At 62.4% G+C, this 13660-nt stretch carries 11 protein-coding genes (1 of these 11 only partly in view); all 11 read right to left on the bottom strand.

Features of this window, described 5'->3' with window-relative positions; translation table 11 throughout:
* Entirely contained in the window at nucleotides 1–840 is an 840-nt protein-coding gene (locus JQR87_RS18450) for a DUF4123 domain-containing protein (RefSeq protein WP_407294424.1), read from the bottom strand.
* Nucleotides 837–2906: a type VI secretion system tip protein VgrG gene (locus JQR87_RS18445; protein ID WP_407294425.1), complete on the bottom strand. Its 2070-nt coding sequence runs from the start codon at nucleotides 2904–2906 to the stop codon at nucleotides 837–839. The genes JQR87_RS18450 and JQR87_RS18445 overlap by 4 nt, the downstream gene beginning before the upstream one ends.
* 16 nt (nucleotides 2907–2922) lie before the next feature.
* Nucleotides 2923–4482 carry a sigma-54 interaction domain-containing protein gene (locus JQR87_RS18440; RefSeq protein ID WP_434157844.1) on the bottom strand — a complete coding sequence of 520 codons (1560 nt, stop codon included), beginning with the start codon at nucleotides 4480–4482 and terminating at the stop codon, nucleotides 2923–2925.
* Nucleotides 4436–7036 (bottom strand): type VI secretion system ATPase TssH, encoded by a 2601-nt coding sequence (gene tssH / locus JQR87_RS18435; protein ID WP_407294428.1) that lies wholly within the window; start codon nucleotides 7034–7036, stop codon nucleotides 4436–4438. Before tssH ends, JQR87_RS18440 begins: the two co-directional genes overlap by 47 nt.
* A gap of 10 nt (nucleotides 7037–7046) precedes the next feature.
* Nucleotides 7047–8084, bottom strand: a complete 1038-nt coding sequence (gene tssG, locus JQR87_RS18430) for a type VI secretion system baseplate subunit TssG (protein ID WP_407294430.1) — start codon at nucleotides 8082–8084, stop codon at nucleotides 7047–7049.
* 76 nt (nucleotides 8085–8160) lie between these two features.
* Nucleotides 8161–9951: a type VI secretion system baseplate subunit TssF gene (tssF, locus tag JQR87_RS18425; RefSeq protein ID WP_407294431.1), complete on the bottom strand. Its 1791-nt coding sequence runs from the start codon at nucleotides 9949–9951 to the stop codon at nucleotides 8161–8163.
* A gap of 28 nt (nucleotides 9952–9979) precedes the next feature.
* Nucleotides 9980–10255, bottom strand: a complete 276-nt coding sequence (locus JQR87_RS18420; protein ID WP_407294432.1) for a PAAR domain-containing protein — start codon at nucleotides 10253–10255, stop codon at nucleotides 9980–9982.
* A gap of 10 nt (nucleotides 10256–10265) precedes the next feature.
* Complete coding sequence (gene tssE, locus JQR87_RS18415; RefSeq protein ID WP_045160064.1) at nucleotides 10266–10670, bottom strand: type VI secretion system baseplate subunit TssE; 405 nt, start codon at nucleotides 10668–10670, stop codon at nucleotides 10266–10268.
* Nucleotides 10671–10676: 6 nt separating this feature from the next.
* Nucleotides 10677–12155: a type VI secretion system contractile sheath large subunit gene (gene tssC, locus JQR87_RS18410; RefSeq protein WP_407294434.1), complete on the bottom strand. Its 1479-nt coding sequence runs from the start codon at nucleotides 12153–12155 to the stop codon at nucleotides 10677–10679.
* A 26-nt stretch (nucleotides 12156–12181) separates the two neighbouring features.
* Nucleotides 12182–12688 carry a type VI secretion system contractile sheath small subunit gene (gene tssB, locus JQR87_RS18405; protein ID WP_025240329.1) on the bottom strand — a complete coding sequence of 169 codons (507 nt, stop codon included), beginning with the start codon at nucleotides 12686–12688 and terminating at the stop codon, nucleotides 12182–12184.
* 33 nt (nucleotides 12689–12721) lie between these two features.
* Nucleotides 12722–13660 carry the 3' portion of a type VI secretion system protein TssA gene (tssA, locus tag JQR87_RS18400; protein WP_407294436.1) on the bottom strand. 624 nt of this gene lie beyond the right edge of the window, so the window shows 939 of its 1563 coding nt (coding positions 625–1563); its start codon lies off the right edge, out of view; its stop codon occupies nucleotides 12722–12724.

Genomic DNA, 13660 nt, shown 5'->3' with positions numbered 1-13660 from the left:
TTAGATTCCTTCTTCTGCTGCCAGGACTCGTTCGAGCGTGGCGTGTTCGTGGTCGATGCGTCGCAGGATATCGGGCCAGTCAGGGCGGTCGTGCAGCGACGTTTTTGCTATGAGGCTGTACAGCACGAAAAACGCCTGATCATCCGGTTGCTCCAGCTTCTGCTCTTCAGCGACATCAAGCAGTCGCTGCACCTGTTTCAGCCGCTCGCCATGGCAATCGCTGGCGAAGGATTCCGGCGCAATGTTGACGACTTGCTGAAGCAATTGCTCAGCGCGAGCATCGTGCTGCAAGTCGCGCATCAACGCGTCGTCCAGACGGATCGGGTGGTATTCAGCGATCTCGCGCTGCGCTAGTCCGGCGAAACGTTGCCAACCCTGCTCTGTTCTGGCCCACCAGGTCTCGACAGGTCCGAACAGCCATCGGTGCCATGGCTGGTCTGATCGCTGGTGTAGTAGCGGCAACGCCGGTGGGGCATAGCTCCGGATCAACAATGAGGTCCCGTTTGCATCTACGCATGCCAGTGCGTCGCTAAGATGATTGGCCAATTGCTGAGCAGACACCGGGCTGCTCATCCAGCCAAGCAAGCCGACATCGAGCAAGCTGTATAGGGCTACAAGGTCGTCGAACGGTCGGCCGGTCATGTCTAGCAGCAATGGGCCGACGTCGCGCAGATGGGCGACCTCCGGCTGCGACATTAAGGGCCAATGATTACTCTCTACCTCGACCAATCCGTTGCGTTGATCGGAGCTGAGCAGGGCTTGTTCGATGATCAGGGCCAAGGTGCGACCCTCGGCGCAGGCGCGAGTCCAATCCGGTTCGCCGAGCTCGAAATCACTCATCGCTGCTCCCCTGAGAGAATGGCTGCTCGCTCGCGGACGGCTTTAAGCAAGCATTCCACGCAAATGCCCGCGGGCGGTGCCAGCCGCACTTTTTCCTGTCCAGGAAGCTGGGCCAGCAGAGAACCGGCGCGGTCGCTGTCAGCTAGTAGCACCTGCCCCGGCAGGATGGGATGGCTGCCTGAACCTTTTCCCGGCGCGCCGCCCGAATTCATCTTGATGGTCGCGCCATTCAGCGTGACGCCGCTCGGGTCGAGTTTTAGGAAGCTGCCCCCGCCATTGGCGGTGAGCTCCATGCCGGCGTCGATGACGACCTTGCTGCCGGCGTAGTAGTGGATTTCGTTGCCCGCCTCGATGAACTGCCCGGTGCCGATCTTCACGTGCTGGGTGTTGCCCACGGTCAGGTGGTCGTTGGCACGGATTTCGGTCTTGCGGTCGGCGTGGGTGGTGCGGTGTTCTTCTGCCTTGAATTCGCTGTAGCTGTTGGCCTCGACGGTGTCGTGGCGTTCGTGGCCGACGCGGATCTTCTGATCGTGTTCGATGTTCTCGTCCCAGTCGCGCTGGGCGTGGACGTAGATCTGCTCGGCGCCTTTGCGGTCTTCGATGCGCAATTCGTTATAGCCGCCACCGCCCGGGCTGCTGAGGGTCTTGAAGACGCTGCGGGTCTTGTTGGCCGGCAGGTCGTACGGGACGACATGCTCCTTGTGGTACAGGCAGCCGGTGACCGAAGGCTGATCAGGGTCGCCTTCGAGAAAAGTCACCAGCACTTCCATCCCGACGCGGGGAATGGCGATGCCGCCGTAGCGGTCACCCGCCCAGCTTGAGCTGACACGCATCCAGCAGCTGGTCTTGTCGTCGGCCTGGCCCTCTCGGTCCCAGTGGAACTGGACCTTCACGCGGCCGTACTCGTCGCAGTGGATTTCTTCACCGGCAGGGCCTGTGACCACGGCGGTCTGGCTGCCGAGGACCTTGGGCTTGGGATGCTTCAGCGCGGGGCGGAAGGGGATGTCCCACGGCGTGGCGGTGAAGTGGTTGCGGTAGCCTTGAGTAAAACCGTCACGGGCGAGGCTGTCGGTCGTCACCGACTCTTCCAGCACCTGCGGCTGCTTGCCTTCGTGGAGGATTTCGTTCAGCAGCCAGAGCTGGTTCCAGTCACCACGCGGGTGTTCGGTCAGCGCGAGGAAGTGGCCGGTGACCAGCTGCGGCTGGTCGCTTTCGCCTTCGGCCAGTTCGAAGTCGCTGCGGTGGCGCTCAAGCGCGCGTTGGGACAGGTGCTTACCGCGGGCGCGCTCGGTGAAGCGGCCGGGGTAGTCATAGTCTTCCAGGTCCGGTTGGAATTCACTCTGAAAAGCGCCTTCCATCGTCAGACGCGGCTTTTCGAAATCGTAGTCGCGGCGGGTGACGCGGCTAGTGCGCGTCTCGACCCGCAGGCCGAAGCGCCTGACCACCGGCTCGTCGGCGACGAGGCCTGAATCCTGCTGATAGGCCACCGGTGAGAGCTTGGGAAAGCCCGTCTGGTCGTCGCCGAACACCAGCACGTGGCCCGCGGCGCTGTGCTGGAAGTGGTAATGAATACCCTGCTCCTCGCACAGGCGCTGGATGAAATGCAGGTCGCTCTCATCGTACTGCACGCAGTAGTCACGCTCGGGATAGACCGAGCCGAGGCCGAAGCGGAAGGCGTTGGCCTGGATGCCATGCTCTTCCAGCACCTGGGCGATGATCTTTTCCACCGTCAGGTGCTGGAAGATGCGCTGGTTGGTGCGGTGAGCCAAGTAGGCCAGCTGGGGCCGCAGGGTGATGTGGTAGCGGGTCAGGCGCCTGCCGGAATCGCCCTGGGCGACGCGGTAGATGAGGCCATGGATGCCGTTGCCGGCCGGCGAGAGGGACAAAAAAGCTGGCTGGTGCAGCAGGCTTTCCAGGTCCAGGTCAGGGCGTTCGCTGACCAGTTCCAGCTCGAAGGCGAAGGGCTGGGAAAGCGCCTCGCGGCCCTTGAACTCGAGGACTTGCAGGTCGTGCTCGACGCCTTCGATGGCGAGGCTGAAATGAGTGTCGTTGGCCGGGTTGAACATGGTCTCTGCTCCGTCCTTAGAGATCTGCGGGGCTGATGTTCAGCCGTTCCATGCGGTACAGCAGGGTACGCCGGGGCAGGCCCAGCTCGCGGGCGGCCTGGCTCTGGTTGCCGCCGTTCTTGCGCAAGCAATCAATCAGCAGGTTACGCTCGACGCGTTCGAGCCGCGCGCGCAAGTTCAATGTGCTGTCCAGCTCGTTATCCACGGTGCGCAGGCTGAAGTGTTCCGGTAGTAATTCGCCACCGTCGCACAGGAGGACGGCGCGTTCGACCAGCCCCTTGAGCTCACGCACGTTGCCGGGAAACGGATAATCGGCCAATTGCTCAAGCGCCGCGTCCGACCAGCGCACGGTACTGCGCTGCAGAAAGCCGCAGGCGTTGTCGGCAAAATGGCGGGCTAGACGTAGCACGTCCTGATCTCGGTCGCGCAGCGGCGGCAGTTCGATCGGGAAGATGGACAGGCGATAGTACAGGTCCTCACGAAAGCGGCCTTCCTCGACACGCTTGAGCAGGTCCTGATGGGTTGCGGCGACAATCCGGACATCGACTTTGTGCGTGCGCGTGCTCCCCAACGGCCGTACTTCACCTTCCTGCAGCACACGCAAAAGCTTGGCCTGCAAGGTCAGCGGCATGTCACCGATCTCGTCTAAAAACAGCGTGCCGCCGTCGGCGGCGTCAAACAGCCCTTCGTGATCACGATCAGCGCCGGTAAAGGCTCCCTTGCGATAGCCGAACAGCTCGCTTTCCAGTAAGTGTTCCGGCAACGCCGCGCAGTTCTGGCCTACGAACGCCTGACTGCGACGCGAGCCGCAATCATGAATGGCCCGGGCAACGAGTTCCTTTCCAGTGCCGGTTTCGCCAGTCAGCAGAACGCTCACGGGGTTATGCAAAACCTTGCTGATCAGTCCGTAAACCGTGCGCATGCGCGAGCTCTCACCGATCAGCCCGTAGCCACTGGCGCAAGGTCGTGCAGGGGCCGTGTCTGGAGGCGCAGGTTGCGCTGCGCCGTGCAGTCTTTTGAGCAAATGGGCCTGGCTGAGGGCGAAACGGCCAAGGTTGGTCAAGGTTGCGGCTGCGATAGCGAGGTCCTGGGTGGCGGTACTGGCAGCCACCATCAGCCCGACGGTATGGCCTTCAGCATTCTCCAACGGCAGGCACAACAGGCTGCGCCACGGGCGCGATGACTCGGGCAGGAATCCGGTTTCATGCAGGTTGGCGTCCAGCGGGACGATGCTCAACTGGCGATTCTGGCTGAGGCAGTACTGCAGCAGCTGTTCGTCACGGTAGTCGCTGGGCAGGCTCGCTGTTTCTTGCCGCGGCGAACCTTCGAACCATTCGGCCGACAGGGTCAGGCGTGTGTGGGTCGCATCCAGGAGGTAGAGCTGAGCGAGCGGGCAGCTGGCCAACTGCGCCGCCATCTTGACCAGACCGTCCAGCCAGCCGCGTGTGTCAGTCGTCCAGGCCAGCTCCGCGAGCCGATCCAGTAGCGCACTGGCAAGCGCAGATTGTTCGGTAAGCACTGACGGGACCTTAAGCGAACTCACAAACCACCGTTCCTTGGCTGTCCAGGGTGGCATGGACGCGTTGCAGCGCTTCGCCGCCGGCCATGGCGTCGAGCAGACGGTCGACCACTAGCGGCTGCAAATGTTGGTCAATCAGATGGTCGATCAGACGCGCGCCGCTGTCGCTGTGGGTGCAGCGCTCGGCGAGGTTCTCGACCAGCGCCTCGCAATGACTGAACTGCAGCTGGCGACGCGCCAGACGGTCACCGAAGCGCGACAGCTTGAGCGCGACCAGTTCGTTGAGCACTTCGCCCTGTACGGGGTAGTAGGGCACCACGCGCATACGAGCAAGGAGTGCAGGCTTGAAGTGCTGGGTCAGCGCCGGGCGGATGGCCAGCTCCAAGTCCTCGGTTGCCGGGCGCTGGTCGCCCTGGCAGAGGCTGGCGATACGGTCGCTGGCGAGGTTGCTGGTCATCAGGATAAGGGTGTTGCGGAAGTTGATCTCGCGCCCCTCGCCATCGTTGGCCACGCCTTTGTCGAAGATCTGATAGAAGACATTCATCACGTCCGGGTCGGCCTTTTCGACTTCATCGAGCAGGACCACCGAATACGGCTTCTGCCGAACGGCCTCGGTCAGCATGCCGCCTTCGCCGTAACCGACGTAGCCCGGTGGCGCGCCGATCAGGCGGGACACGGTGTGCTTTTCCTGGAATTCGGACATGTTGATGGTGGTGAGGAAACGCTCGCCGCCATAGAGCAGGTCAGCGAGCGCCAGTGCGGTTTCGGTCTTGCCGACGCCGCTTGGGCCGACCAGCAGGAAAACGCCAACAGGCGCGTCGGGCTTGTTCAGTCCGGCTGCGGTGGCACGCATCGAGCGGTCGAGCGCATCGATCGCTTGCGCCTGGCCCCGTACTCGCTGGCGAAGATCATTCGCGAAGCTGAGCACCTTGCTGTTGTGTTCCCGGGCGAGCTGAGAAAGCGGCACGCCGGTCCAGTGGCTGATAACTTCCGCCACCAGGCGAGGGCAGACCTCGAAACTCACCAGCCGCTCGGTCGCTTGGGCGCTGGCGAGTTCGACCTGAAGATCACGCAATTCGGCTTCAAGCTGCTCGAGGTCCGGGTGCGCTTCGCTATCGGAGTCGGTAGCTGGGGCCAGGCGCGCGGCAGCGCATTGCTTGCGAAGCTCCAGCAGGCGCTCGGCCAGCGTGCGTTGCGTGGACCAGCGTGTTTCCAGCTGCTCGAGTTCGGCGCGGGCAGCCGCCAGGCGGGTCTCCAGAGCATCCAGTCTTTCGGTATCGATGTGCAGGCCGGCGTCGAGGTCGCGGCGCAGCGCGAGGTCCTGGCGCTCGCCCTCGGCAATCTCGCCGCGCAGGCGTTCCAGCGCTTCGGGAGCCGCAGCGAGACTGATGCGCACACGGGCACAGGCGGTGTCGAGTACATCGACAGCCTTGTCCGGCAGCTGGCGCCCAGCGAGGTAACGGGCCGACAACTCGGCAGCGGCCACGACGGCGTCGTCGCGCAGGTAAATGCCATGACTTTTTTCGTACACCGGTGCGAGGCCGCGCAGGATGGTCACCGCTTCGTCGACGGTGGGTTCAAGCAGTTGGACAGGTTGAAAACGCCGGGCAAGGGCAGGGTCCTTCTCGAAATACTTCTTGTACTCGCTCCAGGTGGTGGCGGCGATGGTGCGCAATTCGCCACGCGCCAGCGCTGGCTTGAGCAGATTGGCGGCGTCGCCACTGCCGGCCTGGCCGCCAGCGCCGATGAGGGTGTGGGCTTCATCGATGAACAGGATGATCGGCTTGGGGGACGCTTTGACCTCGTCGATCACGCCCTGCAAGCGGCGTTCGAACTCACCTTTGACGCTGGCGCCGGCCTGCAGCAGACCGAGGTCCAGGCACAACAGCTCGACGCCCTTGAGCGCTTCGGGGACTTCGCCATTGGCAATGCGCAAGGCAAGACCCTCGACGATGGCAGTCTTGCCCACGCCGGCTTCGCCAACCACGATCGGGTTGCTTTTGCGACGCCGCGCGAGGATGTCGATCATCTGACGGATCGCCGCATCGCGGCATAGCACCGGGTCGAGTTTGCCGTCTCGGGCTTGCTGAGTGAAGTTGTGGGTGAAGCGCGACAGATTGGATTCGCCTGCCGGCGTTGCCTTGCCCGGTGCGGAAACTGGCTGCTGGGCCAGCGCGAATTCGCGCAGGCGTTCGGCGTTCAGGCGCGCCAGCAGCGGTTGGTAATGGCTACCGGCGTAGCGCATCGGGTTGCGCAACAGCGCCAGGATCAGTGCGGCCTGGTCGATCTGGCTCTGACCGAGTTCCAGGTTGCCTACCAGCAAGGCATCCTGCAGCCACTGCACCAGTTCGGCGGAGAATACCGGATTGCGTGATTCGCTGTGCTCGCCGCGCGGCTGCAGCGCCTGGGCGAGGGCTCCGGCGTCGACATCGGCGTCTTGCAGGGCTCGCATAAGCACGCCTTCGGGCCGCTCCAGCAGGCCCAGCAGCAGGTCTTCGACGAGAATCTTGCTGCCGCCACGCACCACACAGCGCTCTGCTGCAGCTTCGAGGTCGCGCTTGGTCTCGGCATCGAGTGCCTGGACCAGTTGTTGTAGGTCTACGTTGATCATTTCATCGTCCTTAATGAGTCTGGCTGCCCAGTGTGACCATGCCGTCGGCGCGTTCGCTGCCGAGCCAACTGGTCCAGCCGAGGCGGCAGGGGTTTTCGGCGCCGATGCGCATTTCGCGGATTTCGTCGCGACGCAGCTCCAGGCGAATGTCGTAGTCGAGTGGATCGCGCAGGGTGAAGCGCACCAGGGCGCACAGCGGCTGGTAGCCGTTGCCCACGGGCAGGAATTCGTGGAATCGGTCCCAGCTCAGCTGGCGGATGTGGATACGGAATTTGCCGCCGCGATCGCGTACCCGTTCGCCGAGTACCAAGCTCTCGCCGAGTTGGCTGTTGGCGCGGCCGAGACGATTCTGTTGCTCAGCGAGAATCTCGACCTGACGCTCCAGGCATTGCTCGATGCGCAAGTCGGCGTGCTTGAAGTAGTAGCGCAGCACCGACTCGATCAAGGCGGCCGAGTGCGCGCGCAGGCTTAGCAGCCCCAGATACGGAAGCAGGCGTTTCCAGTTGAGCTCGGAAGCGGCGCGGATCTGCTCGCCTCCGAGCCCGATCAGGGCAAACAGCTGCTCGGAAAGCGGGTCGCGCGCGCCACTGGTGAAGCGCGCTCGGTAGCGGTATTTCTGCCAGATCGGCAGCATCAGGCGCTGCAGACGGTTGTTGAACAGGTCGAGTAACTCGCGCGTCGGGTTCCCTTCGGCACTGTCTCCCAGGGCCTGCTCGCCGTAGAAGGCGGGCAGGGGCGACCCGGCACCAAACAGGCTGATCAAGTTGATGCGCAGCCGCGCACGCAGCTCGCCGTGCTCGTGGAAGAACTCGACGCGATCAATGTCGCTGCCGGGAAACCCCAGGCTCGGGTTGGCCTGAAACTCGAGGTGCTCATAGAGCGACTCTTCATCCAGCTCAGGATGCGCGGCTTTCAGACGGTCCATCACAAGCAGTACACCCTGGAACAGGCTGTATTCGCGGATGCCCCGGCTGATCCGGTTCAGACCGGGCTCAAAGCCAGCTGCGTGTCGGCCAGGCGGCGTTGAAGCCGAACTCAAAATGCTCATTTACACCTCGTAAACTGCGCTTCTTCGTTCGTCTTCGCCTTGCGTGGCTCTAACTCGCATGCCTTTGCACCCGGCCTTAGAGCAGGGGCTGTTGCCCCATGCGCGGCGTCCATTGGTACACCTCTCCCTGTGTGCTCCTGACGCGCAGCTCGTGGTACGAATTGAGGCTCGCGTACAGCGCAAAGAATTCATTGAGAATCGAGGCGAAGAGAAACAGGTCCCCCTCGCCCAGATAACCCTCGGGGTCCATCACCAGCTCGGTGCGCACGCCGCGCACCGGCAGGCCGCGGTGCAGCCGGTCGACATGCTGATGACTGATCTGCTTGAGTCCGCCGAGCAGGCGCTTGCTGACCTTCTCCGCGTGCTGGTCGTAATAGCGCGGCAGGTCATAGGTTTCGAGGATCACCTTGAGCGCCTCGACGTTTGCCAGCGACAGGTAGTTGAGCGACATGTTGCTGATCAACTTCCAAAGGAAGTCGCGGTGCAGCGGCGGCGCGTAGCTCGGCGTCACGGCGCTGATGTTGCGAAAGATCAGGAACTCCGGCGTGTCCTCGCTGGGCAGGCAGATGTCGCCCAGGCGCAGCTGGTGCGGCAGATTCTGGTTGGTACAGGTCAGCTCGATGGACAGCGTCTCGTGCTGGTCGAGGTTGCGCAGGCCAAAGCTGAGGTACGTCTCGAGGCTGTCGCCCAGCATCGAAGGTTGCTGGCGCACGCTGTAATGCGGGCGCGCCACCGGCACGTCGAAACTGGGGTCGTGCTCGAAGGATTCGAACGGCACGTATTCCTCGTAACCCAAGCCGCCGGGTTTCCAACCGGTGACGCGGTCAACCGAGAAGACGCCGCACTGGCTGCTGTCGAGCTCCGAGGGCATCAACAGATACTGGTCTTGCTTGCCGTCCAGGCGAATCGGGATGGCGTCGTGCTCGAACAGGTTGACCACCGGCGTGCAGTACAAGCGCACGTTATCCAGCGTCGGACGGATGCGTTGCACGCCCGCGTTGTGAATGTCGAAACGCAGCTCGAAGCCACGAGCCTGCTCCAGGACGTCCAGCGGCAGACGCTTGAGCGCGTCGAGACCCTGGAGGTCGACGAACAGGAATTTCTCCTGAAAGGCGAAGTACTCCTGCAGGTAGCGATAGCCGCGGAACGTGTTGAGCGGGTAGGGAATGAGCGCCTGGTCTTCGGCAAATCCCACCGGCTGAAGCTTCGACGGATCGATATGGAGCGCCGGCAGCGCAACGCCAAACCCGTCGGTGAATGGTTTGCCACTGGCATCCAGCGCGACCAGCTGCACGCCAGCGACATTGCGCAACAGGCTGAGATAGAGCATCTGGCTGATATAGCGCTCGCCGGCCAAGTGCAAGCGCAGCTGCTTGAGGTTCAACTCGCCCAGATGCCCATCGGCTGTCATCTGCAGACGCAGACTCAGCAGTGCGCCACTGCCTTTGACCGAGTAGTCCAACGCGTCGAGCGCCAACGGCAGCACTTCGGTGGCGTAGGCAGTGCGAAAGCGGCAGGTCACGCCCTGGATCGGCTTGGATTCGACTGGCGTGTTGCGCGGCACCATCAATGCAGGCCCCGGCCGCTTGACCGGATCGAACTGCAACATGCTGAACGCCGGCAGCGGGCGCATGTAGTTCGGCCATAAAAGGTGCATCAGCGAGTGGGTCAGCTCCGGCAGCTCGTCATCGAGCTTCTGGCGCAGACGCCCGGTCAGAAAGGCGAAGCCTTCCAGCAGCCGCTCCACATCCGGATCACGCCCGGCCTGGCCGAGAAATGGCGCGAGCGCCGGGCTGCGCTCGGAGAAGCGCTTGCCGAGTTGGCGCAGGGCAGTGAGTTCGCTCTGGTAATAGTGATTGAAAGACATCAGCCAGCCATCCTTGTGAGGCTCATCATCAACCGCCGATGATGATGGTGCCGGACCCGGCGATCACCGGATTGCCGTGATCACCCGTCGTACCCACCGTAGTGGCCGGTTTGCCATTGATCAGCACTGTTGGGATGACTGCGCTGGCCAAGGCGCTGCCGCAGCAGGTCGGGTCGCCCATTCGGGCGGCGGGCATGCCGTCGAACAGGACGTCGGGAGAGCCGGCCGCGATCGGGTTGGTGCCGTGGCCCTTTTTGGGACAATCGGTGGGGTCGCCCAGGCGGGCTGCGGGTTTACCGGACATCAGGCTCTCCTTAGTGGACCTTGACTTGTCCGCTGCCATCCAGGCTCGCGGAAAAACTCACATGACGCTTGAAGCCGTCGACTTCCAGCAGGCCTTCGATGGCGAACGACAGGCTCAATGGATCGTGGTCGCGGGGCAGGGATATCACCCGGACCTGGCTCAAGCGAGGCTCGTACGCTTCGATGAAGCGTTCGATGGCGATACGCGCCTGTTGCAGCGAGTCGTGCAGCGACAGGCGCATATCGTTCAAATCGGGCAACCCGTAGTCGGGCAACGTTTGCACGCTGCCCGCCCGGGTGCTGAGCATTTTGGCCAGATGTGCAGCCACCGAAGCCATTGCCGCGACTTCGCGACTCCAGCCGGCGCGCTTGTCGGCATCACCGCCGAGGCGTTCGAAAAGGCTGCCGTAGGCCATGGAGGCTTACTCCTTATCTAGCTTGCCAACCAGCGACAGGGTGAAGTCGGCGCCCATGTACTTGAAGTGCGGACGTACGTTCAGGCTGACGCGGTACCAGCCCGGCTCACCGTCAACGTCGCTGACGACGACTTGCGCAGCGCGCAACGGACGACGGCTACGGACTTCGGAGCTTGGGTTCTCCTGGTCGGCCACGTACTGGCGAATCCACTTGTTCAGTTCCAGCTCCAGGTCGGTACGCTCTTTCCAGGCACCGATCTGCTCGCGCTGCAGCACCTTGAGGTAGTGCGCGAGGCGGTTGACGATGAACAGGTAAGGCAGCTGAGTACCGAGCTTGTAGTTGAGCTCGGCATTCTTGCCTTCTTCGCTGTTGCCGAAGAACTTCGGCTTCTGCGCAGAGTTGGCCGAGAAGAACGCGGCATTGTCGCTGCCCTTGCGCATGGTCAGAGCGATGAAGCCTTCTTCGGCCAGCTCGTATTCACGACGGTCGGAGACCAGAACTTCGGTCGGGATCTTGGTTTCGATCTCGCCCATGCTCTCGAAGTGATGCAGCGGCAGATCTTCGACTGCGCCACCGCTCTGCGGGCCGATGATGTTCGGGCACCAGCGGAACTTGGCGAAGCTGTCAGTCAGACGGCTGGCGAAGGTGTACGCAGTGTTGCCCCACAGGTAATGCTCGTGGCTGTTGGCGACGTTTTCCTTGTACACGAAGGATTTGACCGGGTTGTCTTCTGGGTCGTAGGGGTTGCGCAACAGGAAGCGTGGCACGGTTAGACCGACGTAACGGGCATCTTCCTGCTCGCGGAAGCTCTGCCACTTGGCGAACTGCGGGCCTTCGAAGTGATCCTTCAGATCCTTCAGGTCTGGCAGGCCGGTGAAGCTTTCCAGACCGAAGAATTTCGGACCGGCCGCGGCAATGAAGGGGGCGTGGGACATGCTGGCGACCGAGGCCACGTACTGCATGGTCTTGATGTCCGGTGCGCTCGGGTCGAAGAAGTAGTTGGCGATCAGGGCGCCGACCGGCTGGCCACCGAACTGGCCGTATTCAGCGGTGTAGATGTGCTTGTACAGGCCGGACTGGACCACTTCCGGGCTGTCCTCGAAGTCGTCGAGCAGGTCCTGCTTGGACGCGTTGAGCACTTCGAGCTTGATGTTCTCGCGGAAGTTGGTGCGATCGACCAGCAGCTTGAGGCCGCGCCAGGAGGATTCCAGCGCCTGGAACTGCTGATGGTGGAGGATCTCGTCCATCTGGCGGCTGAGCTTGGCATCGATTTCCGCGATCATGCGGTCGGCCATGGCCTTCTTGACCGGCTCGTGCTCATTCTGCGGCTTGAGGAGTTCTTCGATGAAGGCGGATACGCCGCGCTTGGCGATGTCGTAGGCCTCGTCGTCCGGTGTCAGTTTGGTTTCCGCGATGATGCGGTCGAGGATGCCGAGTTCGGCGAGGTTCTTGCCGCTTTCGACGGCTGCTGCGCTAGTGCTCATGGTGTTGGCGTTCCTTGTCGGAGTAATCAGGCGTCCAGTTGTTCTTTGGCGGCGAGGCCCAGCTCACCGAGTACGCGGTCGCGCGAGACGTCGTCGGCCAGTACGCTCTCGATCGCCTTGCGGAAGGCCGGGGCATTGCCCAGCGGGCCTTTGAGGGCGACCAGTGCGTCGCGCAGTTCCATCAGCTTCTTAAGTTCGGGAACCTGCTCGACCAGGTTGGCCGGGTTGAAGTCCTTCATCGAATTGATGTTCAACTGCACGGCCAGCTCTTCATCGGTGGGCTCGTCCTGCAGACGGTTCGGAACCGAGAAAGTAAGGTTCAGCTCCTGCTTGGCCAAGACCTCGTCGAAGCTGTTCTTGTCGATGGCGATCGGCTTGCGGTCTTCGATCTTGCGATCGTCGGCGCGCTGGGTGAAGTCGCCGAGCACCATCAACTTCAGTGGCAGTTCCAGCTCTTCCTGAGCACCGCCGGTCGAGGGCTTGAAGGTGACGTTGATGCGTTCTTTGGGGGCTACCGAGCCTTCTTTGGCCATGGGTCTTCTCCTTTGCGTTTACGGCCCGGGGGCCTAATCGAGTACCACTTCGAGGTCGAGGTGGCACAGCCTGCGGTAAATCTCATCCTTGCTTTCACGCACGGCGTGGTTCTGCGGTAGCAGCTCACAGCAGCTATGCAACAGACGCAGCACCTCGAGGGCGAGATCGGGTTCCCAGTCGCCCAGGCCCGTGGCCTGCAGCGTCTGATCGAGGGATTCCAGTTGGGTCTTGGCCAGGTCGTATTTCTTGGCCTGGAAGCACAAACGAGCCAAAGTCAGCTGCCAGAAGAAGCGCTCGCGCCCGCCTCGGGCCTGGTTAAGGCCAAGCTTGAGCTTCTGCACGGCGCTTTTTAAGCCGTCTTTGCGCAGCTGTGGGAGGACTTCCTGCAAGGCGTCTTCCCATGCCGGTTTCGCAGCTCCCTGGTTGCTTGGCGGTTCGCTTGTGATTTGTGCAGGCTGCACGTGCGGCATCACCCTTGCACTGATCCAGGCGCGGGTTTCCGCATCGGCGAAAGGGGTACCATCATGAAAGCGCAACTCGTCCAGGCCCGGCATGCGCTGCAGGAATAATGCGAGCTGGATTTCCACCTCACGCATTGCTTGGTCTGCCCCGAGTTCACTTAGGCATTCCCAAGCCAGGCGCTGCCCATCGAGCCAAAAGGGTGCGCGAGCGATACTTGCTTCCAGATCAGCCAGCAGATCAGCGTAGAGCCCTTGGGCGAAACGCTCACGGTAGCTGCCAAGCTTGTCTGCCGGAACGCCTCGAAGAGCTGTGATCTGGTCGGCGTTGCGCTCAGGTAGGCTGTCAATCGATAGCCAGAGCAGCGTTCGCCCGAGGCGAAGCGGTTTGAGGTCGGTGGCTTTTTGCTTCAGCCACCAACTGCATAGCGGGCGTGCGTGGTCTTGCAGATTACGAAGGCTCTTGTGCGCGTCCTTTTCATGTTCGACCGGTGCCGTTGCGTTAAAGACCTG

Origin of the sequence: Stutzerimonas stutzeri (assembly GCF_051028275.1) — a bacterium.
Classification (GTDB): Bacteria; Pseudomonadota; Gammaproteobacteria; order Pseudomonadales; family Pseudomonadaceae; genus Stutzerimonas; species Stutzerimonas stutzeri_AS.
The sequence above is the reverse complement of the archived record's forward strand: the minus strand, read 5'-3'. Positions and strand labels throughout refer to the sequence as shown.